Below are 24,499 nucleotides of genomic sequence, written 5' to 3' on the forward strand. Positions count from 1 at the left end.
CACAGAGCCGCTTTGACCGGGTTTGCGCGGCCTGCAAGCCGCCCTCAGTTTTTGATGTATGCCTTGATCGCCGCAGCGGTGACCGGGTCGGTCACGGGCACGCTCATCCCCAGTTGAAACCCGCCTCCAGAGCTGCTGAGGATGCTGTAGCGCACCACGGCACGCAGTTCCACAGGTTTGCGGCCGGTGGGGGGCACGGGCAGCGATACCTTCACCGTGCATTCGGTGCGCGCGGGCAGATTGATGGGGCACAACACGCTGAGGCCCCCCTCGCTGATGTCCATGGTGCGCACTGCCAGGGGCGGTCGGCCCGTCAGGATCAACTCGGCCTGCACCCGCAGGATGCGCCGCTCGTGGTTGCGGCGTTCGTCATTGGATGGGGTGGGCAGTGGGGAGGTCATACAGGGTCAAGAGGTCTTCTGGGCGCCAGGGCCCTGTGCATGGGGCATTGGCGCAGATCGTTTGCGGGGGGGCCGCATCAGGCGCGGCCGCAGCCGTTACGCGGTCCGCACGCGGATCGCGTTTTTGGGACGAAAGGCTTTGCAGACTTCGTCCCGCGTTTCCATGTAGGGGCCGCCAATCAGGTCAATGCAGTACGGTACGGCGGCAAAGATGCCCGGCACGATCTGCTGGCCGTCGGCGTCCTTCAGGCCTTCCAGTGTCTCGGCAATGGCCTTGGGCTGGCCGGGCAGGTTGATGATGAGGCTTTGGCTCCGCACCACCGCCACCTGGCGCGAGAGGATGGCCGTGGGCACAAATTTCAGGCTGATCTGGCGCATCTGTTCGCCAAAGCCCGGCATTTCCTTGTGGGCCACGGCCAGGGTGGCCTCAGTGGTCACATCGCGCAGCGCAGGGCCCGTGCCGCCGGTGGTCAGCACCAAGCTGCAGCCTGCATCCACCAGCTCGATCAGCGTGGCGCTGATGGTGTCCTGCTCGTCGGGGATAAGGCGGGCCTCGAAGTGGACGGGGTTGCGCAGTGCGCGCCCCAGCCAGTCTTGCAAGGCGGGCAGGCCCTTGTCTTCATACACGCCCGTGCTGGCACGGTCGCTGATGGAGACGATGCCGATTTTTACGGCGTCGTGGCCGGGGATCACTGCTTCACTCATCGCCGTCAGCCTCGGTGTCGGCCGCATCTTCGCGCTCCAGCCCGGTGCCGCCCAGGTGCTCGCGCACCAGTTGGAACAGCTCGCGGTAGGCGCGGCCCTTGCGCGGGGCAAGGCCTTGCGACACCGCGGCCTTGTCGGCGGGCGGTGCATCCTTGCGGGCCTGGCGGATCAGGGCGCGCAGCTGCTGCGTGTCGGTGGTGGGGTGTTCGTCCATCCACAGGGGCAGGGTGGCGTCGTCGACAATCAGGCGGTCGCGCCACTGCTCGGCCAAGTGCAGCTGCAGTTTTTCTGAGGCCGAGCCCTTGTGCTGTTCTTCCAGGGCGGTGCGCGCGGCCTGCACCACCTCGGGCTCCAGCTTGCGCATGAGCTTGCCCACGTACTGCATCTGGCGGCGCTTGCCTTCAAAGTTGGTGATGCGCTTGGCCTCGGCCAGGGCATCCACCAGCTTGTCGGGCAGGCCCACGGCATCAAACAGGTCCGAGCGCAGGCTCAGCAGTTCTTTGCCCAGGTCTTGCAGTTCGTCGCTTTCGCGTTTGAGATCGGTGCGGCTGGCATCGGGCGTGCCTTTGAGTTCGGCCTTGAGCTGGATGTCCATTTCGCTGCCTTCGGCAACGAATTGGCCTCGCACAAAGTAGCCTTTTTTGGGTTTGCGTGACATGGGTGGGGGCAAAGAGAGAGGTGGCAGCGAGTGCGCCACAGTGGCAAGTATCATAGCCGCCGCTATGAATAAACCTTCTACCCGCGCGAAAAGCGCCCCGGCCGTTGCCAAGGCTTCCGCCTCCTCCCACGCACCCGCCAGCGGTTTCAGCTACAGCCGCCCGTTTTTTGAAGAGCTGGTAGACCGGGCCCTGGCCCACGCCAAGAAGCTGGGCGCCACCGATGCGGGGGCCGAGGCATCTGAAGGCTGCGGCCTCTCGGTCAGCGTGCGCAAGGGCGAGCTGGAGAACGTGGAGCGCAACCGCGACAAGTCACTGGGCGTGACGGTCTACCTCGGCCACCGCCGTGGCAACGCCAGCACCTCCGATTTTTCGACCAAGGCGATCGAGCAGACCGTGCAGGCCGCTTATGACATCGCCCGCTTCACGGCCGAAGACCCTGTGGCCGGTTTGCCCGATGCGGCAGACATCGCCCCGCCCGATACCCACCGCGACCTGGATTTGTTCCACCCCTGGGCCATCACCAGCGAAGCCGCCGCCGAGATGGCCAAGGCCTGCGAGGCCGCTGCGCTCAAGACGCACCGCCGCATCACCAACAGCGAAGGCGCGGGCGTGTCGGCCCAGCAAAGCCATTTCTTCAGCGCCCACACACGCGGCTTTCGCGGTGGCTATGCCAGCTCGCGCCACAGCTTCTCGGTGGCACCCATCGCCTCGTTGCCCGGCAAGAATGCCGAGATGCAGCGCGATGCCTGGTACAGCTCCATGCGCAACGCGGCCGACCTGGCCTCGCCCGAGGCTGTGGGCCGCTACGCCGCGCAGCGCGCCTTAAGCCGCCTGGGCAGCCGCAAGATCCCCACCACCCAATGCCCTGTGCTGTTTGAATCGACCCTGGCCGCAGGCCTGTTGGGTGGGTTTGTGCAAGCTGTCAGCGGTGGCTCGCTGTACCGCAAGAGCAGTTTCTTGCTCGACTCGCTGGGCAAGATAGTCTTCCCCAAGCACATCGACATCCTGGAAGATCCGTTTGTGATGGGCGGCAAGGGCAGCTCGCCGTTTGACGAAGAGGGTGTGCGCGTGGCGCCGCGCAAGGTGGTCAAAGGCGGGCGGGTGGAGGGCTATTTCCTCTCCAGCTACTCGGCCCGCAAGCTGGGCATGAAGACCACGGGCAACGCCGGTGGCTCGCACAACCTGCTGATGACCTCGCGCCTCACGCAAGCCAGCGACAACCTTGACGCCATGCTGCAAAAGCTGGGCACGGGCCTGTTTGTGGTCGAGCTGATGGGCCAGGGCGTCAACTACGTGACGGGCGACTATTCACGCGGCGCGAGCGGCTTTTGGGTGGAGAACGGCAAGATCGCCTTCCCCGTGCACGAGATCACCATTGCAGGCAACCTCAAGGACATGCTCAAGGGCATTGAAGCCGTGGGCGCCGATGCCTACAACTATGGCGCCAAGACGGTGGGCTCCATCCTGGTCAACCGCATGAAGGTGGCTGGCAGCTGATACGGGCGTTCACGCTCCACGCAAAAAGGCTCCTGGGTTCCAGGAGCCTTTTTTGTTGTGTGGGCCACTTGTGGGGCCCGATGTGCCTTGTTTGTGGCTAATTGCTCATATTTTGATAGCTGCTTGCGCTTGTTGAATAAGCGCTAGAGGCCATTTTCTTCTAATGGATCGCCTGAGGGCTTGGCAATCCTTCAATACCCTGCGCTGGGCTTGGCCGGTGCTGCCGCAGCCGTGGCCCCAGCAAACTGCCCGCGCAGCTTGCGCGCTGCATTGGCAAACATCAGCACATCCACCCCCACGGCCACAAAGGTGCAGCCCAGGTCCAGGTAGCGCTGGGCCAGCACGGGGTCAGAGGTGAGGGTGCCGGCGGCCTTGCCGCTGGCGATGATGGTCTTCATGGCGCCCTCGATGGCGGCCTGCACCTCGGGGTGGCCAGGGTTGCCTCGGTGGCCCATCGATGCAGCCAGGTCGGCCGGGCCGATGAAGACGCCGTGCACGCCGTCCACCGCGCAAATGGCCTCCAGGTGGGTCAGGGCGGTCACGGTTTCGGCCTGCACGAGCAGGCAGACTTCGTCGTCGGCAATCGAGAGGTAGTCGCTGCGGCTGCTCCACATCGACGAGCGCCCCACCGCACTGCCCACGCCGCGAATGCCCAGCGGCGGGTACTGCGTGGCGGCCACAATGCCGCGCGCTTGCTCTGCCGTGTCCACCATGGGCACCAGCAGGGTTTTGACGCCAATGTCCAGCATTTGCTTGATGAGCGCGGTGTTGCCTTCCACCAGCCGCACGATGGGGTGCGAGGGGTGCGAGGCCACCGCCTGTAGAGCGCCCATGGTGCTGCGCAGGTCGTTGGGAGCGTGCTCGCCGTCAATCAGCAGCCAGTCGTAGCCCGTGGTGGCAGCGGCTTCGGCCAGGTACGGGTCGGCCATTGACAGCCACAGGCCAATTTGCGGGCGGCGCTCGGCCAGGGCGGTTTTGAAGGGGTTGTGGGCTGGCATGGTGTGTGGGATGAAAGGGGCTTGGAGCCTGTGCAGTCAGGGCCGGTGGCTCGGAAGGGTTTGGGTCTTTGCTCTTGGGATTGTCACGCTACCCGGTGCTGCGCGGGTGCGCCTGGGCCGGTGAGGTGGTCCACGATATTTTGTGCAGTGATGGTGGACACCCGCAGCGATGCGCCTTGGGTCACGCCGGCCACATGCGGCGTTAGCAAGGCGTTGGGCAATTGGGCCAGCGGGTGGCCAGCGGGCAGGGGCTCGGTGTCGAACGTGTCCAGGCCTGCGCCTTCGAGGTGGCCGGTTTGCAGGGCATTGATCAACGCGGCTTCGTTCACTACTGGGCCGCGCGCCGTGTTGATGAGGATGCTGCCCTTGGGCAGCAATGCAAGCTCTGCAGCGCCTATCAGGTTGCGTGTGCTCTCGGTCAGCGGGCAGTGCAGGCTCAGGATGTTCACCTTGGGCAGAAACTGGTGCAGGTCGGGCTCGGTCGCAAAACCATCGGCCTGGCCGTGGGGGCGCAGCACCAGCACGCGCGCACCCAGCGCAGCGGCCAGTTGCGCCGTGCCCTTGCCAATGGCACCGTAGCCAATGATGCCCACCGTGGCATCGCGAAAATCGCGCCCCTGCCAGGTGCTGGGGGCCCACTGGCCCGCGCGCACCATGCGGTCCAGCAGTGGCAGCTGGCGCGTCAGGGCCAGCATCAGCGCCACCGCATGCTCGGCCACGGCGCGGGCGTTGGCACCAGGGGCCACGGCCACGGCCACGCCGCGTGCGCGGGCGGCGTCCAGGTCAATGCCGTCCACCCCGGCGCCGTTCTTGGCCACCAGGCGCAGAGCAGGGGCTGCCTGCAGCACCCGCTCGCTCACGGGCTTGATGCCGCGCACCAGCAGCACCTGGGCGCCGGTCTCGGCCAGCCGGGCGATCAGGTGGTCTTCGGTGATGGGCTCTGCCATGAAGTGGATCTGACCGCCTGCGGCATGCACCAGCGCCTGGGCTTCAGGCGCCCAGTGCGCGGCGGTAACGAGGACGTGAAAGGGGTTTGGGCTCATGTGGTGGGTGTTGGGTTCATGCTGTCGATTCGGCCTCTTTGCGCTTGAAATATCCGTTCAGGCTGAGCCCTTCGACAAGCTCAGCGTGAACGGTTCAAATGAGTTCAAGCCCAAGCAACAGTTTCAGGTTTGTTGTATGGCCCAGTCGGGCTGCAGGCGCACGTGGCGGATGTGCTGGCGGAACACGGTGTAGGCCAGGTGCAGCGTGCCATCGGCATCCTGGCGCAGCGAGGGGTAGGAGTACTCGCGGTTGCGGCCTTGCTCGGAGTCGTTGCTCATGCACCAGCCGTCGCCCACTTCCAGGCTGCGCTGCCAGGGCCAGGTCAGGCCGTCGTCGGCCGACAGCGCCAGCGTCATGGGTGCGCGCGGTGCGCCCCAGAAGGCCTTGCGGGCAGCGGGTGCGGCCACGGTGGCACCCTGGGTGCCTTCGCCGGTGTCCTCCAGCTCGTCGTACAGCGACTCGCGCCGCTCGGAGGCATTGGCGGCGCTGCTGGCGTTGAAGATCATGGCCAGGCGCCCATCGGCCAGGCGCAGGGCCTGCACCGACGAGTTGTTGTTGGGCAGCACGGTGGGCTGGGGCGTTTGCCAGGTCAGGCCGCCGTCGTCGCTTTGGGTGCGGTAGATGTGGTCGGCCCAGCGGCTGCGAAAGAACGCCAGCAGGCTTTGGCCATTGGCCGCAGGCACGATGTTCATGTGCACGCAGCCCAGGCTGCCGGGCACGCTGATGCGCTGCCAGGTACGGCCTTGGTCGATGGAGCGCAGCACGCCGCTGTCGTCATGGCTGCCATCCCAGGGCTGGCCTGCTTCAGCGCGGCAATAAAACACGGGCAGCAGCCAGCTGCCATTGTGGTGCACATGGATGGGCTGGCGCACAAAAGTGCCTGCGGGGGCATCGGCCAGGGTCTCGGTGGCCGACCAGGTCTGGCCGTGGTCGGCAGAGCGGCGCACGCGCACCACGGCAGTGTTCTGGTGGCCCGAGAGCTGGGCGGTGTGCAGCAGCCACAGCGTGCCATCGGGCGCCGGGAAGAGGATGGGGTTTTGCTCAGACCGCTCTGTGTCGTGCGACAGCTGTACGGGCTCGGACCACTGCTGGGCCCCGGGCGCCAAGCGCGACATGAAGACCGAAATGTCCGAGCGCCCCTCCATCGAGCCGCCAAACCACACGCAGGCCAGGGCGCCATCGCCCAGCACCATCAAATTGGCAGCGTGGGCCTGAACGCGGGGAGAGGGCAGGTCGGCCACCTGGCGGGTGGCGTCATCGGGGTGCTGTTGCAGCAGGCCGTCGGGCATGGGGGTCTCCAAAGGGGCAAGGGGGTGTCTTGATGGCCTGCGTTGCCGCAGGCGGTCCCTCCCGGCATTGAAGGTCCGGGAGGGCGTGGTCGTCAGTCGGCCTTGATCTTGGCGGTCTTGATCAGGTTGCCCACGCGCTGGTATTCCGCGGGCAAGAAGGAGCGCAGCTCGTTGGCGTTGCCATTGCCCACCGACACACCCAGCTCGCCCAGCTTGCTGGCCACTTCAGGCAGCTTGAGGGTTTTCGCCAGCGCGGCAGAGAGCTTGGCGCTCACGTCGGCAGGGGTCTTGGCGGGCGCAAACAGGGCGTACCAGGCCGAGAACTCGAACTGTGGGTAGCCCAGTTCTGCCAGGGTGGGCACATCCGGCAGATCGGGCAGGCGCTTGGCACTGCCCACGGCCAGCGCACGCACCTTGCCACCGCGCAGCAGGGGCATGGAGTTGGTGGCGGTGTCAAAAATCACCGGCACGCGGCCACCGATCAAATCGATGATGTGTGCGTTGCCACCCTTGTAGGGGATGTGGGTCATGTTGACCTTGGCAATCGACAGGAACAGCTCGCCTGCCAAATGCAGGGGCGAGCCATTGCCCGACGAGCCATACATGATGGCTTGCGGGTCTTTGCGGGCGGCATCCACCACGTCTTTGAGCGTCTTGTAGGGCGAGTCGGTGGCGGTGATCACGATGATGGGCGCGCTGCCGATCATGCCGATGGGCTCGAAGTCCTTGAGCGGGTCGTAGTCGGCCTTGAGCAAGTTGGGGCTGGCCGCGTGGGTGGCCAGGCCGCCCACCAGCAGGGTGTAGCCGTCGGCCGGGGCGCGCGCCACAATGCCGGCGCCCAGCAGGGCCCCCGCGCCGGGCTTGTTGTCCACCACGGTTGCCGTGCCCAGGGCATCGCCCATCTTCTGCCCGATCAGGCGGCCCAGCATGTCGTTGGCACCCCCGGCAGGGTAGGGCACCACCATGGTGATGGGCTTGCTCGGGAAGGCCGCTGGTTGCGCGTGTGCCAGGGGCATGGCGCCCGCCAGTGCCATGCCTGCCAGTGCGGCCAGCAGGGGTCTGCGGGTGATGTGTTTGGCGTGTTGTTGAATGCTCATGGTCTTGTCTCCTTTGGTTGTGAATGGTTCTAGTGACCTTTTTGCCGTCTGCCCTGTGGGTTATCAGACGGATTGTTTTGGGGGCTGCGATGCCTCAGTCCAGCAGCCCCTGACAAACATACTTGGTGTGCAGGTAATCGTCGAGCCCATGGGTCGAGCCCTCTCGGCCATAGCCTGACTCCTTCACCCCCCCAAACGGCGCAGCCTCCGCCGCAATCGCCCCTTCGTTGATGCCGACAATGCCCGTCTCCAGGGCTTCGGCCACCCGCCAGATGCGCTTGACGTTCTGGCTGTAGAAGTACCCCGCCAGCCCAAACGGTGTGTCATTGGCCTGGGCCACCACCTCGGCCTCGTCGTCAAACACCGTGAGCGGCGCCACCGGCCCAAAGGTCTCCTCACACGCACAGGCCATGGTGGCATCGGCCCCGCTGAGCACCGTGGGTGCGTAGTAGTTGGGGCCCAGGTGCGCCAGGCGTTGGCCCCCGGTGAGCACCTTGGCGCCCTTGGCCACGGCGTCCTGCACATGCCGCTCGATCTTCTCCACCGCCCGGTCATTGATCATGGGGCCGATCTGCGAAGCCGGGTCGCTGGCCGGGCCGACCTTGAGGGCAGCCACCTTGGCCGCTAGCTTGGTGGCAAAGGTGTCAAACACGCTGCGGTGCACAAACACCCGGTTGGGGCACACACAGGTCTGGCCACCGTTTCTGAACTTGGCCGCCATCAGGCCGTCCACGGCCGCATCCAGATCGGCATCGTCAAACACGATGAAAGGTGCATTGCCCCCCAACTCCAGAGACAGCTTCTTGAGCGTGTCGGCACTGCGCCGTGCCAGGTGCTTGCCCACGGGAGTAGAGCCGGTAAAGGTGATCTTGCGCACCCGGCTGTCGTCCAGCCACACATCCACCACCGCAGGGGTGTTCTGGCGTGAGGCAGTGACGATGTTCAAAACACCCGCAGGCACACCTGCCTCATGGGCCAGCAGCACCAAAGCCAAAGACGTCAGCGGCGTGTCCTCCGCAGGCTTGCACACCACCGTGCACCCTGCTGCCAGGGCCGGGGCGATCTTGCGGGCGATCATGGCAGCGGGGAAGTTCCAGGGGGTGATGGCCGCCACCACGCCCACGGGCTCCTTCAAAGCAAACATGCGCCGACCGGGCACCGGGGCCGGAATGACCTCGCCATTCATGCGTGTGGCCTCTTCACCAAACCACTCGATGTAGCTGGCGGCATAGGCCACTTCACCCTTGCCTTCGGCCAGGGGCTTGCCCTGCTCCATTGAGATCAAGGCGCCCAGGTCATCCTGGTGGGCCAGCACCAAGTCGTTCCAGCGCTTGATGATGGCTGCGCGCTGCTTGGCGGGGACTTTGCGCCAAGTGGCGAAAGCAGCATGGGCGGCATCCAGGGCGGCCAGGGCTTCGGTAGCCCCCGAGTCAGGCACCGAGGTGATGACGGCGCCGGTGGCGGGGTTGGTGACGGGCAGGAGCGGGCCAGTGAAGGCAGTCCACTGGCCGGCGATGAAGTTGGCGCTGCGGATCAGGTCGGGGCGGGCCAGTGGCAGAGGCAGGGAAGGAGTGGCGGACATGGGGTTGAATGAAATGGGGCTCTGGCGCTTATCTAATAAGCGCTAGCAGCTATTGTTTTGATAGTGAATGGGCGTGGCGTTAGCTGACAATCCCCATGTGCCACGGCACAAATTCGTGATCACCCAAACCCAGCAATTCGCTCTTCGTTTCCTCGCCGCTGGCATGGCGCAGGATCTGGTCAAAGATGCGCTGGCCCAGCTCGGCCACGGTGCACTCGCCGTCAATCACCACGCCGCAGTTGATGTCCATGTCCTCCTCCAGCCGGGTGAACATGGGCGTGTTGCTGGCCAGCTTGATGGTGGGCGCGGGCTTGCTGCCAAACATGGAGCCACGGCCGGTGGTAAAGCAGATGAGCTGCGCACCGCTGGCAATCTGGCCGGTGGAGGCCACAGGGTCATAGCCCGGCGAGTCCATGAACACAAAGCCGTTTTCGGTGATGGGCTCGGCGTATTCGTACACGGCGCGCAGCGGGGTGGTACCGCCTTTCATCGCGCTGCCCAGCGATTTTTCAAAGATGTTGGCCAGACCACCGGCCTGGTTGCCGTGGCCCACCACGCCGTTGAACTGGGCGTTCTGGCCTGCGGTGTACTTCTCCCACCAGGCCAGGCGGTCCAGCAGCTTCTGGCCGACTTCGGGGCTGATGGCGCGGCGGGTGAGCATGAACTCCACGCCGTGGATTTCGGGCGTCTCGCTCAGGATGGCGGTGCCGCCGTGGCGCACCAGGATGTCCATGGCCGCGCCCAGGCCGGGGTTGGCGGTGATGCCCGAGAAGCCGTCCGAGCCGCCGCACTCCAGCCCAATCTTGAGGTGGCTGGCGCTCACGGTGGTGCGCCGTGCTTCGTTGGCGATGGGCAGCATTTCTTCAATGGCGCGGATGCCTGCCTCGATGGTCACGCGGGTGCCGCCCACGTCCTGCATCACCATGGTGCGCATGAGCTTGCCTTCTTTCAGCCCCTGCGAATCGACCAGCGAATCGACCTGGTTGCGCTCACACCCCAGGCCCACGATGAGCACGCCCGCCAGGTTGGGGTGGCGCGCGTAGCCCGCCAGGGTGCGGCGCAGCACATCAAAGTGCTCGCTGGGCGAGGACATGCCGCAGCCGCTGGTCTGGGCAAAGGCGGCCACGCCATCCACGTTGGGGTAGGCGGCCAGCCGCTCGGGTGTGAAATGCGCGGCAATGCGCTTGATGACGGTGGCCGAGCAGTTCACCGACGACAGGATGCCGATGAAGTTGCGTGTGCCCACGCCGCCGCCGGGCCGCACAAAGCCCTGGAAGGTGGCGCGTTCGGCCTCGGGCACATACTGAACGGGTTGCACATCGGCGCCGAAGGCGGGGTCACGGTAGTAGTCCACCAGCTGCAGGTTGTGGCTGTGCACGTAGTCGCCGGGCTCCAGGTCGCGCGTGGCCACGCCGATCACGGTGTCGTACTTTTTGACCTGCTCGCCTGCCGCAATGCGGCGCGCGGCAATCTTGTGCCCGGCGGGTACCTGGGCGCGGGTGCGCAGGCCCAGCTCCGGAATGTCCTGGCCCAGGGCCAGGGCGGTTTTGGCAACCAGCACGTTGTCGTTGGGGTGCAGGTGCAGCAGGGTGCTATCGGTGCGGGACATGGAGGCTTTCATCAATGGGGCCTGAACGTGGCAGCGCCCCGCGTTGGGCGCTGGGGCTTCGTGCGTCACCTTGCGCTCAACTCTTCATCAGCTCGCGCAGCTTCAGCTTGTCGATCAACACGGTCTCTTTTTGGTAGACGGTGTTGACGTATTTTTCGTAGTCGGGCCCGTCCAGATAGAGCAGCGGCGCATCGAGCTTGTCGATCACCGACTTGAACTCGGGGCTGGCCACCGCTTGCTTGAAGGCATCGCGCAGCTTGGCCACGATGGCGGGGTCCAGGCCCTTGGGGGCGCCAATGCCGTTGGGGGCGTCCACCACCACGTCGTAGCCCAGCTCGCGCAGGGTGGGAACGTCCTTGAAGCGGGCCGTGCGCAGCTCGCCCCAGGTGGCCAGCAGGCGCAGCTTGCCCGCTTCGACATGCGGCGCCCACGAGCTGGAGTCGGCCAGCGCATCCACATGGCCGCCCAGCACACCCTGCAGTGCCTCTGCGCCACCCTTGTAGGGCACGTGGTTGAGCTGGATGCCTGCCACGCTGGCGAACTCTTCCATGCCCACATGTGTGGCGCCGCCCACGCCCGCGTGGGCGTAGCTCACCTTGCCGGGGTTGGCTTTGGCGTAGGCCACGAAGTCCTTGAGTGTCTTGAAGGGCGAGTTGGCAGGCACCGCAATGCCGAAGGTCTGGCCCGAGGTGCGCGCGATGTAGGTGAAGTCTTTGCGGGGGTCTGCCTGCAATGTGCCCAGCTGCGAGAAGCGCGTGACCGAGATCGGGATTTGCCCGATGGTGTAGCCATCGCCCTTGGCCGAGGCCAGCGCCTTGGAGCCGATCATGCCGGAGGCACCCACCTTGTTCTCGACCGCAATGCTTTGGCCCAGGATGCGCCCGGCCACGGTGCACAGTGCGCGCATGGACTGGTCGGCCGTGCCGCCTGCAGGCCAAGGGCAGATGAAGGTGATGGGGCGCTCAGGCCAGGCTTGCGAGAAGAGGTTGCCCGATGTGGTGGCCAGTGCGCTGGCGCTCAAGGCGCCGAGCACGAAGCGACGCCGTGCAATGCGTGGGGTCTGCATGCTTGTCTCCGTGGGTTTTTATGTTGTTGGTACCCATTGTTGAGAAATGCTGCATAACAATCCAATGAAAATATAGACTGTCTTCATTGCATTTAGGTTATGAAGAAAACTGGGCAAAGAACTGCAAAAAGGGAGTCACGCCATGGCACAGATCGACCGCGTACTGCGCAGCAACCTCAAGCTGCGCCACCTGCAAATGCTGGTGGCGCTGGACCAGTTCCGGCACCTGGGCCGGGCGGCCGAATTCCTGTCGATCACGCAACCTGCGGTCTCCAAAACCCTGGCCGAGATCGAGTCCATGTTTGGCCTGCCGCTGTTTGAGCGATCGACCCGGGGCACCGAGCCCACGGCGGCGGGTGCCAGCGTGGTGCGCTTTGCCCGCTCGGTGCTGGCGGGGTTTGATCGCACGCGCGACGAGATTGCGGCCGAAGCCAGCGGCGCCATCGGCCGCACCAGCGTGGGCGCCATGGTGGCCGCCACGCCCGTGCTGCTGGCGCCAGCGGTAGAGCGGCTCAAGGCCCGCTCCAGCCGCACCACGGTGTTGATTGACGAGGGCGACCTGACCCGCTTGCTGCCCAAGCTGCGCCTGGGCGAGCTGGACCTGTTTGTGGGCCGCCTGGAGCCCGGCTACGCCTCGCCCGACCTGGAGACCGAGGCGCTGTACGACGACCCCATGGCCGCCGTGGTGCACCCCAGCCACTCCCTGGCGGGCAAACGCAAGGTGCAGTGGGCCGACATTGCCGCACAGCCTTGTGTGATGCCGCCGCCCTGGGCGTCCCTGCGGGTCAAGCTGGAGCAGCAGTTTTTTGCCCACGGCCTGCTGCCCCCGGTAGATGTGGTCGAGTCGGCGTCTTTTCTGTCGCAGATCACCTTCTTGCAGCGGCGCGGCGCTGTGGCCTTCATGGCGCGCAGCGTGGCGGCGCACTTTGCGCAGCAGGGCATGGTGGCGGTGCTCAAGCTGCCCGTGCCGGTGGATTTGCCGCCCGTGGGCCTGATCACGCTGCGCGGGCAGCGGGTGACGCCGGTGACCACGCAGTTGGTGGAGTGCTTGCGCGAGGTGGCGCGAGGCACTTAACCCGAAAACTCCGCCAGCAAGCCCAACACGCTTTGTACGGCGGGTGATGCCTGGTGGCGGTGCGCGATGGCCATGGGGCGCATGAGCTGGGGCCGCAGGTGGCGCACGTGCACGTCTGGCGCGTCTTGCTGGTCCTGCACTTCCTCCATGGGCAACAGCGCTGCACACTGGCTCGCGGCGGCCAGGCTTTTGAGCGCGCCGGGATAGCTCAATGCGAGGAACGGGCGAGGGTGGTGCCCCGCCTGGCCAAACCAGCTGGCAATGAGCCCGTGCATCTGCGTGGCCGGGGCAAACGATGCCCATCGGCGCGTGGCAAGCCAGTCGGGCGTGACGAACTCGGGGGCGTCCCATGCGGCGGGCAGCAGGGCCACCATGGGGTCGGTGCGCCAAGGCATCTGGCGCACCTCGGGCACGGGGGGCTGCGGGCTGGCAACGATGCCTATATCGAGCGAGCCCGCCTTGAGCCGCTGCATCGACTCGGCCGAACCCACGGCTTCGAGCCGGATTTCCACGCCCGGGCTGCGCTGGGCCAGGGCTTCGAGCATGCGCGGCAGCAGCCGGGTGCTGACCCCGGCCGACACGCCCACCCGCACCACGCCCTCGCGTCCGGATGCGCGGCGGCGCACCCGCTCCACCAGGTCGTCTGCGGCCTGCAGCAACTGGCGGCCTTCTTGCACCAGCACCTCCCCGGCGGGCGTTAACTCCGCCTGGCGGCGGCCACGCACCACCAGTTCTGCCTCCAGCCGCGACTCCAGCTCCTTGATGTGCAGGCTCACGGTGGGTGGTGCCAGGTGCAGCGCCTGGGCGGCCGCCGCAAAGGTGCCCAGGTCGGCAATGGCAATCAGGGTTTGCAGTTGGTCGAGGTTCAGGTTGCGCATGGGCGTGACGTCAGTATTTGTGAATTGAATTGTCAGCTAATTCAACTTTACAGATGTTTTGCTCAGCGTGAGCATGCTGCTCCATGAAGCCACTTCCTTTGACGTCTTCCGCCGATCCCGCCGAACAGGCCCCGCCGTCGGCACCCTCCTCAGGCCAAGCCCTGGCGCCGCGCAGGCATTGGCTTGCAGGCGCCACATGGCGGGATTGGCTGGCACGCGCTGCGGCCGCCTTGGCCCGGGCAGAGCAACGCGTTACTGCGCAATTTCGGGTGCCACCGGGTGGGGGGTGAGGGGGCCATGGCGGCCGCGACACCTGTGCGGCGGGCGTCGGCGGTGGGTTGGCCGCCCGTGGGCCTTGTCACATTGCAGGGGCAGTGGGCGATGCCGGTGGCGACGCGGCTGGTCGATTGTTTGTGGGCGATGTGCCGCCAAGAAAAAAGCGCTGCCGAGGCAGCGCTTTTTGCCGGGGGAGGAGGAGGGGCCGCAAGGCCACCTGCCCTGATCCTCAGAAGGCGGGGATGATCGCGCCCTTGTACTTGTCCTGGATGAACTTCTTCACTTCAGGCGTGTGCAGTGCTTTCACCAGCTTCTGGATGCTGGCATCGTTCGCACGGTCCTTGCGGGCGGCGATGAAGTTGGCGTAGTGCGAATCGCCGGACTCCAGGAACAGCGCGTCCTTCGAGGGGTTCAGCTTGGCTTCGATGGCGTAGTTGGTGTTGATGAGGGACAGGTCCACATCGTCCAGCGCACGGGGCAGCAAGGCGGCTTCGAGCTGGCGGAACTTCAGGTTTCTGGGGTTCTTGACGATGTCGATCGGCGTGGCTGTGATGTTCTTGGGATCCTTCAGCTCGATCAGGCCCTGGGACTGCAGCAGCAGCAATGCGCGGCCGGTGTTGGAGGGGTCGTTCGGGATGGCGATGAGGGCGCCCTCCTTGAGCTCGCTCACGGCCTTGATCCTCTTGGAGTAGGCGCCGAAGGGCTCGATGTGCACTTTGCCATTCGGCACGGCGACGATGCTGCTCTTGCGGTCTTTGTTGTAGCTGTCCAGGTAGGGCTGGTGCTGGAAGTAGTTGGCGTCAAGCTGCTTGTCTTCCACGGCCGCGTTCGGCTGGATGTAGTCGCTGAATTCACGCACCTGCAGGTCGATGCCTTCGGCCTTGAGCTGGGGCTTCACGAAGTTCAGGATCTCGGCGTGCGGCACGGAGGACGCGGCCACCTTCAGGACCACGTCAGCGGCCTGAGCGCTCAGCGCCAGGGTGGCGATGGCCAGTGCGGAAAGAGCTTTCTTCAGCATTGCAATGTGTCTTTCAAAGAGAGGAGATGACTTCCGGCGGTGGGGCCGGGCTGTTGCAAAGTTTAATTCCCTGGTTTGGTGCATCACAGGTTTTTATTTTCATATCGATATAACAAGTCAGCTTCTTATTTCGATAAGTGCTTTTGGTGATTTTAGGCAAAAATTGGCCTCAGCGCTTATTCCCAAGCGCTGGTAGCTATGAAATCAGGAGCGTTCGGTCGCGCGGCGGCACGCGACGGGCGGTGGCTTACCAGTACTGGGGGTAGCGCCCCGGGCGGGTCAGGTTGTTGTACAGCAGCGCAACCAGCACCAACACCACAGCGCCCGTGAGCGTGGGGAACCACAGAAAGTCCCATGTGGGTTGCGCCAAAAAGATGATGACGGGGTTGGACCCGGCCGGTGGGTGCACGGTGCGCGTCCACATCATGACCGCAATGGCGGTGCCCACGGCCAGTGCCATGGCCCACCAATGCGGCCCCGCCCATTGCAGAAACACCAGGCCGATGAGGGAGCTTAAAAAGTGCCCCACCACCACGTTGCGGGGCTGAGAGAAGGGCACGTCGGGAAAGCCAAACACCAGCACGCACGACGCACCGAACGAGCCCAGGATGAGCGACAGCGCCCATTGTTGGCCTGCCAGTGCCACCGTGGCGATGGCCAGGGCGCCCCCTAACCATGCCAGGGCGATGGCCCGCAGCGGTGGGCGGGCAGGCAAGGCGGCGCCCTGGCCGCGCAGTTTTTGGATCAGCATGTGGGGTTCCTTGTCATCACGGTATGTCCATCATGTAGACAGAGTTGTCTACATGATGGAATGCTAGCCGTTGTAGACAGATTTGTCTACCATGTGCTCCATGACACATCTGTTGATTGCTTTGCAAGGCAAAGACGCCGACCTGGCCGCGATGGGCGTGCGCGAGCGCATCCTGCACACTGCGCATGCGCTTTTCTATCGGGAGGGGATCCGCGCCACTGGCATTGACCGGATCATTGGCGAGGCCCATGTCACCAAGGTCACCTTCTACCGCCAGTTCCCTAGCAAGCACGATCTGGTGGCGGCCTACCTGGAGCATCGGCATGCCTTGTGGATGCAGTGGTTCAAGGGGGCTCTGGCGGATGCGCCAACGGACAGCGACTTTCCGTTGCAGTGCGTGCTGCAGGCGCTGCAAGCCTGGTTTGAGATGCCTGATTACCGGGGCTGCGCTTTTATCAATGGTGTGGCGGAGGCCGAGGGGCTGGGGCCCTGGGTCGTTGAGGCCTCGTTGCGCCACAAGCGGGATATGGCCGATGCGATTGCGGCCCGGCTGCCCTCTGGGCCCGCATACACCGCTTTGGCCGATGCGGTGGCCATGGCGGTGGACGGTGCCATCGTCCGCGTGCAGATGACCAAGGAGCCCGCGCCAGCGCTGGCGGTGCTGCAGGGCATTTTGCGAGCGCTGTGGGGGGCTGCTTCTGCGCAGCAGGCGCATTAGTTGGCGCCTGCTGGGCTGTTGTTTGCACAAGGCCAGCGGCAATCGCTGGCCTTAGCCGGAGCTGCCGGGTGGGCTGGCTGCGGCGGGTTTGGCTTTAACCCTTGGCAATCAAAGCGGCAATGGCCTCACCCACCTGCGTGGTGTTGGCCGTGCCCCCCAGGTCCGGCGTGCGTGGCCCTCCCTTGAGCGTCTCTTCAATCGCACCCACGATCGCATCGTGCGCCTGGCGCCCCGCACCCTGGCCCTGCGTGAGGAAGTCCAGCATCAGCGCCCCCGACCAGATCATCGCAATCGGGTTGGCAATGTTCTTGCCGTAGATGTCAGGCGCGGAGCCGTGCACGGGCTCGAACAGGCTGGGGAAGTTGCGCTCGGGGTTGAGGTTGGCCGAAGGGGCCAGGCCGATGGTGCCGGTGGTGGCCGGGCCTAGGTCACTGAGGATGTCACCGAACAGGTTGGTGGCGGCCACCACATCAAAGCGCCCGGGCTGCAGCACAAAGCGGGCGGTCAGGATGTCGATGTGTTGCTTGTCCAGCGTGATCTCGGGGTAGTCCTTGGCGACGTCGTCCGCCCTCTTATCCCACCAGGGCATGCTGATGGCGATGCCGTTGCTCTTGGTGGCCAGGGTGACGTGCTTTTTGGGGCGGCTTTGGGCCAGGTCGAAGGCGAACTTCAAGAGGCGGTTGGCGCCGTGGCGGGAGTAGACCGATTCCTGGATGACGATTTCGCGGTCGGTGCCTTCGTACATGATGCCGCCAAGCGATGTGTACTCGCCCTCGGTGTTCTCGCGCACCACGTAGTAGTCGATGTCTCCGGGCTTGCGGCCTGCCAGGGGGCAAGGTACGCCTTCAAACAAACGCACGGGGCGCAGGTTGATGTACTGGTCGAACTCGCGGCGGAACTTGAGCAGAGACCCCCACAGCGAGACATGGTCGGGCACGGTGGCGGGCCAGCCGACGGCGCCAAAGAAGATGGCGTCCATGCCTGACAGTTTTGCCTTCCAGTCGTCGGGCATCATTTTTCCGTGGGCGGCGTAGTAATCGCAGCTGGCCCACTCGAAGGTGTGCAGTTGCAGCTCAAAGCCGAAGCGGGCGGCGGCGGCCTGGATGGCGCGCAGGCCTTCGGGCATCACTTCTTTGCCGATGCCGTCTCCGGGCAATACGGCGATTTGGTAGGTCTTGGACATAGGTCTCCTTGGGCAATCAAGTTGGGCAGTGGCTGCATTTTTGGCGAGAATCCCAGCAAATACAATCAGCGCTCTGTGGTCTGATTGTTTACACATCGTGCATAAAAACCCTTCGCCCGACGACCTGCGGGTGTTCACCGTGGTGGTGCGCAAAGCCAGCTTTGCCGAGGCGGCGCAAGAGCTGGGCGCTTCGCCCGCTTTTGTCAGCAAGCGCATCCGCCTGCTGGAGGAAGACCTGGCCGTGAAACTGCTGCACCGCACCACCCGCCGCGTGAGCGTGACGGAGGAGGGCGAGCGCGTTTTCCATTGGGCGCAGCGCATTCTGGACGATATGGACCAGCTGCTGCAGGAGGTGGCCGTGACCCGCGCCGAGCCGCGTGGCCTGCTGCGGGTGAGCTGCAGCTTTGGCTTTGGCCGCAGCGTGGTGGCGCCGGTGCTGTCGCAACTGGTCGAGCGCCACCCCAGCCTGCAGGTACGCCTGGAGGTGTTTGACCGGCTGGTGGACGTGGCGGGTGAGGGGTTTGACCTGGACGTGCGCGTGGGTGACGAGATCGCCCCGCACCTGATTGCCCGCCGCCTGGCCGACAACCACCGCGTGCTGTGCGCTGCCCCGGCTTACCTGGCGCGGCGGGGCACACCCCGCACGCTGGCCGAGCTGCCCAGCCACGACTGCCTGGTGATCAAGGAGCGCGACCATCCGTTTGGCGTGTGGCGCTTGCGCCATGCGGGGCAAGAGCAGGCGGTGAAGGTGCGCGGCCCTTTGTCGGCCAACAACGGCGAGATGGTGGTGCAGTGGGCGGTGGACGGGCGCGGGATTGCGCTGCGCTCGCTGTGGGATGTGGGCCCGCTGCTGCAGCGCGGCCAGCTGGTGCAGGTGCTGCCGGATTGGCAACAGGAGGCCAACATCTGGGCCGTGTACCCCACGCGGCTGGAACGCTCGGCCAAGGTGCGGGTGTGTGTGGAGTTTTTGCAGGAGCAGTTTCGCCGCAGGCCTTGGGATGCCGGGCCGCAGGCGGGGGAGGGCGGCGCATGAGCCCCGTGTGGTCTGGCTGGCTGCCGCCCGAAAGCCTCGCCGTGTTGGCTGCAGCCACTTGGGCCACGGCCAGTTTGTTCTCTGCAGCCGCGTCGGCACGCATGGGGGCGTTTGCCTTTACCCGCTGGCGCATGGTGTTTGCGGCCGTGCTGCTGTGGGGCATGGCGCTGGCCACGGGCAGCTGGCGCAGTCTGGCGGGGGGCGGTTTGGGTGCGGGGCCGGGGGTGGCCGGCGAATGGGCTGGGGGTGCCGTGGCCTGGGATGCTGTGGGCCTGCTGGTGCTGTCGGGCGTGATCGGTATCTTTGTGGGCGACACGGCGCTGTTCGCTTGCATGAACCGGCTGGGGCCGCGCCGCTCGGGCTTGCTGTTTGCCACGCATTCGCTGTTCACGGTGGTGTTGGCGGCGCTGTTCCTGGACGAATCGCTCAAGGGCTGGGCCTTGCCGGGCGGCGTGCTCCTGGTGGGCGGTGTGATGGGCGCCATTGCGTTTGGCAAGCGCGGTGGCGTGGCACACCAGCTCGAATCCACCCAGGGCCAACTGGCGGTGGGTGTGGCGCTGGGGGTGTTGTCGGCCCTGGGGCAATCGGTGGGCACCTTGGTGCTTAAGCCCGCCATGGCGGCGGGGCTCGACCCGGTGGCCGCATCGGCCGTGCGCATGACGGCTGGCTTTGCGTGCCATGCCCTGTTGTGGTGCGCAGGCTTGCCCATGGCGCGGGTGCAGTCGCCCCTGCAGTGGCGCGACCTGGCCTATACCTTTGCCAGTGCCACCCTGGCCATGGCCGTGGGCATGACGCTGATCCTCAAGGCCCTGCAGCACGGCAGCGCCGGGCTGGTGGGCATGCTGTCGTCGGTGTCGCCCGTGCTGCTGTTGCCCCTGCTGTGGTGGCGCACCGGGCAGCGCCCGGCCTGGGGCGCTTGGGTGGGGGCTGCCATGGCGGTGCTGGGGTGTGCGTTGCTCTTGGGGTGAGGTGGTTTGAGGTAGGTCGCACCGCCCGTGCTTCTATGAACGGGTTCTGTAGGCCAGGAGCGCTGCGTTCACATATAAAAATAGCTGCTAGCGCTTGATTAACAAGCGCGAGCAGCTATTAATTTAGTAGCAAATGTGCGGGTGCTTGAGGGCGATCAGCCTGCCAGCGCAGCCTTCACAGCGGCAGACACCTGGCCCATGTCGGCCTTGCCTGCCAGGCGGGTCTTGACCACGCCCATCACTTTGCCCATGTCGCCCGGGCCTGCGGCGCCCAGCTCGGCCACGATGGCTTTGACGGCGGCCAGGGTCTCTTCGGCCGACATGCGCTCGGGCAAATAGGCCTGCAACACCACCATTTCAGACTTTTCCTTGTCGGCCAAGTCCTGGCGGTTGGCGCCTTCAAAGGCGGCAATGCTGTCCTTGCGCTGCTTGATGAGCTTGTCCACGATGGCGACGATGGCCGCATCGTCCAGCTCCACACGCTCGTCCACTTCCTTTTGCTTCATGGCTGCTTGCAGCAGGCGAATGGTGCCCAGGCGCTCACTGTCCTTGGCGCGCATGGCGGTTTTCATGTCTTCGGTGATTTGGGCTTTCAGGCTCATGGCGGCATTCCTTTGCAGTCAGGGGGATAGCAGAAGAGGGTTTGTCAAAAGGCTTTATGGCGAGGCGCAATGCCGCAGACAGTAGCTAAGGCTACGGCAAGGCAGTGCAACGACGCCAGAAAGCCTTTTGACAAACCCGAAAAACAAAAAACCCGCGCTTGGCGTCCCTAGCGCGGGTTGTGTGTCGGCCCAGGGCCGGCAACGATCAGTACAGCTTCTTAGGCAGCTGCATGCTGCGAACGCGCTTGTAGTGGCGCTTCACGGCGGCTGCCTTCTTGCGCTTGCGTTCTGCTGTGGGCTTTTCGTAGAACTCGCGGGCACGCAGGTCGGTCAGCAGGCCCAGCTTTTCAATGGTGCGCTTGAAGCGACGCAGTGCAACGTCAAAGGGTTCGTTTTCTTTTACGCGGATCGTAGTCATTAGCTAATGTTTTCCAAAAGTGTGCCGGCAGAGGGTTTCCAGGAGATCGGGCCTGAAGACCGTGCGTGGCGGGTTCCCCGTCTGTAACTAGTATTTGGCCGACGGGGTGATGCCAGCAAAGCCGAGGATTATAGCCTTTTATTTTTCGCGTGGTGGCTGTGTTGCATGTCTCTGGGCTTGAGGGATCTGCCAAGGCGTTGCAAAGGGGCTGTGGCTTGGTTTTTGCTTTGAATTTGCAAAGTATTTACAAATGGCTACATCTTCTGTGAAGGCCCGCAAACATGCCCATCACGCACCGCTTGTCGGCTTGGCTAGGGCGCCTGAGTGTGGGGCGCAAGCTGATGCTGATCTACCTGCTCGATCTCACGGCCGTCATCTATGTCTCCAGCATCCTGATCCACGAGAAGAACGAGGCGATTGACTTCACCCGCAAGGAGACCGTGGGCACGGCCTATGCCTCGGTGGTGCGCGATGGGTTGATGGGGCAGTTTTTGCAGGCCCCTGGGGTGGCGCCGTCGGTGCTGGCCGTGCAGGAGCGTTTGTCTGCCATGCGCGACGCCCACGACGACAAGCTGCACACCGCCCCCGCCAGCCAGCGCTTCAGCGATGCGTTGGGCCGTTTTGCGGCCTTGCAGGAGGGGGCCCAGGCTGGGTTGAAGGCAGCGCCCCAGGCCAGCCTGGCTGCACTGGCGGCAGCCCGTGGGCAGCTGCTGCGCGATGGGCGCGAGCTGCTGACCACCGTGGCCAACCAGTCCAACCTGATCCTGGACCCGGCGCTGGACAGCTACTACGTGATGTCGCTGGTGGTGTTGCGCTTCCCCGAGTTGCTGCAGGCGGTGCACGACACCATGGTGTTCTTGCAGGCCAGCCCGCCCGCGCGCGGCCCCCAGTGGTCGTCGGAGCTGCTGACGCTGGCCGGGCGGCTGGATGCCGTCATGCTGGGCATTGAGTCGGACTACAACCAGGCCTTTATTGCGGGCACGCCCGAGATGCACAAGGCGCTGGGTGGCCAGCGCGAGGCGCTGAAAGCGTCGCTGATGGAGCTGCAGAGCCTGCTGCAGGCTATGGCGGCGGGGGAGTCGCGCCGCAGCGTGGCCGATGTGGCGCAGCAGCAGGCAAAGGTGCTGCAGGCACTGACTTGGGCGTGGGACTCCGGCATCACCGACCTGGACCGTCTGCTGGCCCAGCGGGTCGATGGGTTGTTTGCCCGCATGTGGCTTCACCTGGGCACCGCGCTGGTACTGCTGGGTTGCATTTTGAGCCTGGTGACCTTGGTGGCCCGCCAGATCGCCAAGCCCCTGCAGCACCTGGCCAAGGTGGCCGATGAGGTGCGCCACAGCGGTGACCACAGCCTGCGCGCGCGCTGGAGCAGCCGCGATGAAATCGGCCGCCTGGTCACCGCCTTCAACGACATGCTGGCCCAGCTGGACCGCGAGCGCCTGCTGCAGCAAGAGCTGGCCGCCAGCGCCCGTGCCGCGCAGGCGCAGCGCGAGCTGGTAGAGGCTTTCCCGATTGCGCTGATGGTCACCTCCATTCCTGAGCACGAAGTGCTGCATGCCAACGCACCCGCCAGCCCGTGGCTCAACGGCCGGGGGCGGGACCCCTGGGTGGCGGGCCTGGAGCCTGGGGTGCGCGCGCGGTTCTTCCAGCGCTTGGCCGATCTGGGCTCGGTGGATGAGTTTGAGGTGCGCTGGAAGGGCGGCGCAGAGCCCTCATGGGCCGTGCTGTCAGCCCGCCGCCTGCACTACCAGGGGCGTGATGCGGTGCTGACCTCGTTCACGCCCATCAACGTGCTCAAGGTGATGGAGCAGCGCCTGGAGCTGTGGGCCAAGGTGTTTGAGGCCTCGTCCGAGGGCATCATCATCATGGACGCCCAGCACCAGGTGCTCAGCGTGAACAAGGCGTTTTGCCGCAGCACCCACTACGACTTCTACGAGCTGATTGGCGAGAGCCTGGGCATGCTGCTGGAGGAAGGCACGGGCGAGCCCTTGGAAGTGCAGATGGCGAACACCATGCGCGACAAGGAGTCATGGCAGGGCGAGGTGCGTTTTCGCCGCCGCTCGGGCGAGACCTACCCGGCCTGGCTCATGGTGTCGGCCGTGCGCGAGGGCAAGGACGGGCTGGTGTCCAACCACATCGGCATCGCCATTGACATCACCGACCGCAAGCTCAATGAAGAGCGCATCCAGTTTCTGGCGCACCACGATGTGCTGACCGAGCTGCCCAACCGTTCGCTGTGCGTGCAGCACCTGCAGCGGGCACTGGTGCAGGCCAAAGAGTCGGGCACCCAGGTGGCCGTGCTGTTCATCGATCTGGACCGCTTCAAGACCATCAACGACACGCTGGGCCACCACATTGGCGACGGGTTGCTGCGTTCGGTGGCGGCGCGGCTGGTGCAGGCGGTGCGCGCGCTGGACACCGTGAGCCGTCTGGGAGGTGATGAGTTTGTGGTGGTGATGCGCGACGTGGCGGGCCGTGACGACGTGCAGCAACTGGTCGAGCGCCGCCTGATTCCGCTCATCCGCCAAAGCCACCCGGTGGAAGGGCATGAGCTGAACGTATCGTGCAGCGTGGGCATTGCGGTATACCCCGAAGACGGTGCCGACCTGGACGAGCTCATGCGCCGCGCCGATGCCGCCATGTACGAGGCCAAGACCACCGGCCGGGACATGGCCATGTTCTATTCGGTCGAGACCGACCAGCGCGCCCAGGCCCGCCAGTCGATGGAGCAGCACCTGCGCCGCGCGCTGGAGCGGGACGAGTTGCACGTGCACTACCAGCCCCGCGTCAGCGCCCGTGGCGGGCGCTTGCAGGGGGTGGAGGCTTTGCTGCGCTGGCGCCACCCGGTGCTGGGCTCCGTACCGCCCATGGACTTCATTCCGATTGCCGAAGAGACCGGCATGATCCGCGCCATTGGCGCCTGGGTGCTGGAGCAGGCGTGCCTGCAGTGGGTGCAATGGCAGGCCTTGCCCGCTGTCGATGGCCTGGCGCACCCGCTGTGTGGCGTGGCCGTGTCAGTCAACCTGTCGGCCACCCAGCTGGCCGATCCCCATCTCGTGCCCGACATAGCGGCGCTGTTGCAGCGCACGGGCGTGCCCGCCCACCGGCTGGAGCTGGAGATCACCGAATCCCAGCTCATGGACAACGCCGACGCCGCCGCGCAGCAGCTCGCCGCTCTCAAGGCGTTGGGGGTGCAATTGGCGATTGACGACTTTGGCACCGGCTATTCCAGCCTGGGCTACCTCAAGCGTTTCGAGATCGACCGGCTCAAGGTCGATAAGTCGTTTGTGCACGACATGCTCACCAACCCGGCCGACATGGCCATCACCCGGGCAGTGATTGCGCTGGGGCATACCCTGGGGCTCAAGATCGTGGCCGAAGGCGTCAAAGACCTGGTCACGGCGCAGGTGCTCAGTGCGCTCGATTGCGAAGAGCTGCAGGGCTACTACTTCAGCCGCCCTCTGCCACCGCAGCAGCTGGAGGTGTGGGCGTTGCAGAACCCGACGTTCCTGTCCTCGGCACCCCCACCGCCGCAACTGGCAGCCAGTGCCTCCCAGGTCACTACGCCGGGGTGATCGCAACACCGTGGCGGCGCAGCGGACCCTGGAGCGGCAGGGCCATCCGGGCTGGTG

Annotated in this window: 22 protein-coding genes; 6 read left to right on the forward strand and 16 right to left on the reverse strand. The window is 65.3% G+C overall.

The features are described 5' to 3' along the window. Positions 1-44: 44 nt before the first annotated feature. The 3 genes from CLU86_RS04600 to yjgA form a co-directional block, all read right to left on the reverse strand. Positions 45-401 (reverse strand): PilZ domain-containing protein, encoded by a 357-nt coding sequence (locus tag CLU86_RS04600; RefSeq protein ID WP_099740802.1) that lies wholly within the window; start codon positions 399-401, stop codon positions 45-47. A gap of 96 nt (positions 402-497) precedes the next feature. Next, positions 498-1,106: a molybdopterin adenylyltransferase gene (gene mog, locus CLU86_RS04605; protein WP_099740803.1), complete on the reverse strand. Its 609-nt coding sequence runs from the start codon at positions 1,104-1,106 to the stop codon at positions 498-500. Then, positions 1,099-1,764, reverse strand: coding sequence for a ribosome biogenesis factor YjgA (gene yjgA / locus CLU86_RS04610; protein ID WP_099740804.1), 666 nt, complete (start codon positions 1,762-1,764; stop codon positions 1,099-1,101). Before yjgA ends, mog begins: the two co-directional genes overlap by 8 nt. Before the next feature lie 64 nt (positions 1,765-1,828). On the opposite strand from yjgA, the gene pmbA reads away from it, so the two are divergent. Next, the gene (pmbA, locus tag CLU86_RS04615) at positions 1,829-3,262 is read left to right on the forward strand and encodes a metalloprotease PmbA (protein WP_099740805.1); all 1,434 of its coding nucleotides are present in this window, start codon (positions 1,829-1,831) and stop codon (positions 3,260-3,262) included. A gap of 191 nt (positions 3,263-3,453) precedes the next feature. Here the strand turns inward: pmbA and CLU86_RS04620 are convergent, their stop codons facing one another. The 7 genes from CLU86_RS04620 to CLU86_RS04650 form a co-directional block, all read right to left on the reverse strand. After that, positions 3,454-4,260 carry an aldolase/citrate lyase family protein gene (locus tag CLU86_RS04620; protein WP_099740806.1) on the reverse strand — a complete coding sequence of 269 codons (807 nt, stop codon included), beginning with the start codon at positions 4,258-4,260 and terminating at the stop codon, positions 3,454-3,456. An 83-nt stretch (positions 4,261-4,343) separates the two neighbouring features. Then, a complete protein-coding gene (locus CLU86_RS04625) occupies positions 4,344-5,303 on the reverse strand; it encodes a D-isomer specific 2-hydroxyacid dehydrogenase family protein (protein WP_099740807.1) in 960 nt (319 codons plus the stop codon). 123 nt (positions 5,304-5,426) lie between these two features. After that, positions 5,427-6,593, reverse strand: coding sequence for an exo-alpha-sialidase (locus tag CLU86_RS04630; protein ID WP_099740808.1), 1,167 nt, complete (start codon positions 6,591-6,593; stop codon positions 5,427-5,429). 92 nt (positions 6,594-6,685) lie between these two features. After that, on the reverse strand, positions 6,686-7,690 hold the full coding sequence (locus CLU86_RS04635) for a tripartite tricarboxylate transporter substrate binding protein (RefSeq protein WP_099655063.1): 1,005 nt from the start codon (positions 7,688-7,690) through the stop codon (positions 6,686-6,688). Between the two features lie 94 nt (positions 7,691-7,784). Continuing rightward, entirely contained in the window at positions 7,785-9,272 is a 1,488-nt protein-coding gene (locus CLU86_RS04640; protein ID WP_199175087.1) for an NAD-dependent succinate-semialdehyde dehydrogenase, read from the reverse strand. Between the two features lie 79 nt (positions 9,273-9,351). Continuing rightward, positions 9,352-10,881, reverse strand: a complete 1,530-nt coding sequence (locus CLU86_RS04645; protein ID WP_099743284.1) for a UxaA family hydrolase — start codon at positions 10,879-10,881, stop codon at positions 9,352-9,354. 76 nt (positions 10,882-10,957) lie between these two features. After that, positions 10,958-11,947, reverse strand: a complete 990-nt coding sequence (locus tag CLU86_RS04650) for a tripartite tricarboxylate transporter substrate binding protein (protein WP_099655065.1) — start codon at positions 11,945-11,947, stop codon at positions 10,958-10,960. Positions 11,948-12,089: 142 nt separating this feature from the next. Here CLU86_RS04650 and CLU86_RS04655 point away from each other — a divergent pair, with 142 nt between their 5' ends. After that, positions 12,090-13,022, forward strand: coding sequence for a LysR substrate-binding domain-containing protein (locus tag CLU86_RS04655; RefSeq protein WP_099740809.1), 933 nt, complete (start codon positions 12,090-12,092; stop codon positions 13,020-13,022). Here the strand turns inward: CLU86_RS04655 and CLU86_RS04660 are convergent. From CLU86_RS04660 to CLU86_RS04670, 3 genes are all read right to left on the reverse strand, one after another. Further along, positions 13,019-13,900: a LysR family transcriptional regulator gene (locus CLU86_RS04660; protein WP_099740810.1), complete on the reverse strand. Its 882-nt coding sequence runs from the start codon at positions 13,898-13,900 to the stop codon at positions 13,019-13,021. The genes CLU86_RS04655 and CLU86_RS04660 overlap by 4 nt on opposite strands. Positions 13,901-14,405: 505 nt before the next feature. After that, positions 14,406-15,194 (reverse strand): MetQ/NlpA family ABC transporter substrate-binding protein, encoded by a 789-nt coding sequence (locus CLU86_RS04665; RefSeq protein WP_099655068.1) that lies wholly within the window; start codon positions 15,192-15,194, stop codon positions 14,406-14,408. 247 nt (positions 15,195-15,441) lie between these two features. After that, a complete protein-coding gene (locus tag CLU86_RS04670; protein ID WP_099655069.1) occupies positions 15,442-15,945 on the reverse strand; it encodes an HPP family protein in 504 nt (167 codons plus the stop codon). Positions 15,946-16,045: 100 nt separating this feature from the next. Here CLU86_RS04670 and CLU86_RS04675 point away from each other — a divergent pair, with 100 nt between their 5' ends. Beyond that, positions 16,046-16,663 carry a TetR/AcrR family transcriptional regulator gene (locus tag CLU86_RS04675; RefSeq protein ID WP_199175088.1) on the forward strand — a complete coding sequence of 206 codons (618 nt, stop codon included), beginning with the start codon at positions 16,046-16,048 and terminating at the stop codon, positions 16,661-16,663. Positions 16,664-16,757: 94 nt separating this feature from the next. On the opposite strand, the gene CLU86_RS04680 is transcribed toward CLU86_RS04675, so the two are convergent. Further along, positions 16,758-17,846 (reverse strand): tartrate dehydrogenase, encoded by a 1,089-nt coding sequence (locus CLU86_RS04680; RefSeq protein ID WP_099740811.1) that lies wholly within the window; start codon positions 17,844-17,846, stop codon positions 16,758-16,760. Positions 17,847-17,943: 97 nt separating this feature from the next. On the opposite strand from CLU86_RS04680, the gene CLU86_RS04685 reads away from it, so the two are divergent. Further along, positions 17,944-18,879, forward strand: coding sequence for a LysR substrate-binding domain-containing protein (locus CLU86_RS04685; protein WP_199175089.1), 936 nt, complete (start codon positions 17,944-17,946; stop codon positions 18,877-18,879). After that, the gene (locus CLU86_RS04690) at positions 18,876-19,847 is read left to right on the forward strand and encodes a DMT family transporter (RefSeq protein ID WP_099740812.1); all 972 of its coding nucleotides are present in this window, start codon (positions 18,876-18,878) and stop codon (positions 19,845-19,847) included. Before CLU86_RS04685 ends, CLU86_RS04690 begins: the two co-directional genes overlap by 4 nt. 155 nt (positions 19,848-20,002) lie before the next feature. Here the strand turns inward: CLU86_RS04690 and CLU86_RS04695 are convergent, their stop codons facing one another. Together CLU86_RS04695 and rpsU are read right to left on the reverse strand one after the other, a co-directional pair. Then, the gene (locus CLU86_RS04695; protein WP_099655073.1) at positions 20,003-20,449 is read right to left on the reverse strand and encodes a GatB/YqeY domain-containing protein; all 447 of its coding nucleotides are present in this window, start codon (positions 20,447-20,449) and stop codon (positions 20,003-20,005) included. Positions 20,450-20,654: 205 nt separating this feature from the next. Next, entirely contained in the window at positions 20,655-20,867 is a 213-nt protein-coding gene (rpsU, locus tag CLU86_RS04700) for a 30S ribosomal protein S21 (RefSeq protein ID WP_007833691.1), read from the reverse strand. A 281-nt stretch (positions 20,868-21,148) separates the two neighbouring features. Between rpsU and CLU86_RS04705 the strand changes: the two genes are divergently transcribed. Further along, the gene (locus CLU86_RS04705; RefSeq protein ID WP_099740813.1) at positions 21,149-24,442 is read left to right on the forward strand and encodes an EAL domain-containing protein; all 3,294 of its coding nucleotides are present in this window, start codon (positions 21,149-21,151) and stop codon (positions 24,440-24,442) included. The last annotated feature ends 57 nt before the right edge of the window (positions 24,443-24,499 follow it).

Source organism: Acidovorax sp. 62, from assembly GCF_002754495.1.
In the GTDB taxonomy this organism is placed as follows: domain Bacteria; phylum Pseudomonadota; class Gammaproteobacteria; order Burkholderiales; family Burkholderiaceae_C; genus Acidovorax.

Coding starts and splice junctions, on each gene's coding strand:
- CLU86_RS04600 (WP_099740802.1), bottom strand. CDS start 401: ATGACCTCCCCACTGCCCACCCCATCCAATGACGAACGCCGCAACCAC.
- mog (WP_099740803.1), bottom strand. CDS start 1,106: ATGAGTGAAGCAGTGATCCCCGGCCACGACGCCGTAAAAATCGGCATC.
- yjgA (WP_099740804.1), bottom strand. CDS start 1,764: ATGTCACGCAAACCCAAAAAAGGCTACTTTGTGCGAGGCCAATTCGTT.
- pmbA (WP_099740805.1), top strand. CDS start 1,829: ATGAATAAACCTTCTACCCGCGCGAAAAGCGCCCCGGCCGTTGCCAAG.
- CLU86_RS04620 (WP_099740806.1), bottom strand. CDS start 4,260: ATGCCAGCCCACAACCCCTTCAAAACCGCCCTGGCCGAGCGCCGCCCG.
- CLU86_RS04625 (WP_099740807.1), bottom strand. CDS start 5,303: ATGAGCCCAAACCCCTTTCACGTCCTCGTTACCGCCGCGCACTGGGCG.
- CLU86_RS04630 (WP_099740808.1), bottom strand. CDS start 6,593: ATGCCCGACGGCCTGCTGCAACAGCACCCCGATGACGCCACCCGCCAG.
- CLU86_RS04635 (WP_099655063.1), bottom strand. CDS start 7,690: ATGAGCATTCAACAACACGCCAAACACATCACCCGCAGACCCCTGCTG.
- CLU86_RS04640 (WP_199175087.1), bottom strand. CDS start 9,272: ATGTCCGCCACTCCTTCCCTGCCTCTGCCACTGGCCCGCCCCGACCTG.
- CLU86_RS04645 (WP_099743284.1), bottom strand. CDS start 10,881: ATGTCCCGCACCGATAGCACCCTGCTGCACCTGCACCCCAACGACAAC.
- CLU86_RS04650 (WP_099655065.1), bottom strand. CDS start 11,947: ATGCAGACCCCACGCATTGCACGGCGTCGCTTCGTGCTCGGCGCCTTG.
- CLU86_RS04655 (WP_099740809.1), top strand. CDS start 12,090: ATGGCACAGATCGACCGCGTACTGCGCAGCAACCTCAAGCTGCGCCAC.
- CLU86_RS04660 (WP_099740810.1), bottom strand. CDS start 13,900: ATGCGCAACCTGAACCTCGACCAACTGCAAACCCTGATTGCCATTGCC.
- CLU86_RS04665 (WP_099655068.1), bottom strand. CDS start 15,194: ATGCTGAAGAAAGCTCTTTCCGCACTGGCCATCGCCACCCTGGCGCTG.
- CLU86_RS04670 (WP_099655069.1), bottom strand. CDS start 15,945: ATGCTGATCCAAAAACTGCGCGGCCAGGGCGCCGCCTTGCCTGCCCGC.
- CLU86_RS04675 (WP_199175088.1), top strand. CDS start 16,046: ATGACACATCTGTTGATTGCTTTGCAAGGCAAAGACGCCGACCTGGCC.
- CLU86_RS04680 (WP_099740811.1), bottom strand. CDS start 17,846: ATGTCCAAGACCTACCAAATCGCCGTATTGCCCGGAGACGGCATCGGC.
- CLU86_RS04690 (WP_099740812.1), top strand. CDS start 18,876: ATGAGCCCCGTGTGGTCTGGCTGGCTGCCGCCCGAAAGCCTCGCCGTG.
- CLU86_RS04695 (WP_099655073.1), bottom strand. CDS start 20,449: ATGAGCCTGAAAGCCCAAATCACCGAAGACATGAAAACCGCCATGCGC.
- rpsU (WP_007833691.1), bottom strand. CDS start 20,867: ATGACTACGATCCGCGTAAAAGAAAACGAACCCTTTGACGTTGCACTG.
- CLU86_RS04705 (WP_099740813.1), top strand. CDS start 21,149: ATGCCCATCACGCACCGCTTGTCGGCTTGGCTAGGGCGCCTGAGTGTG.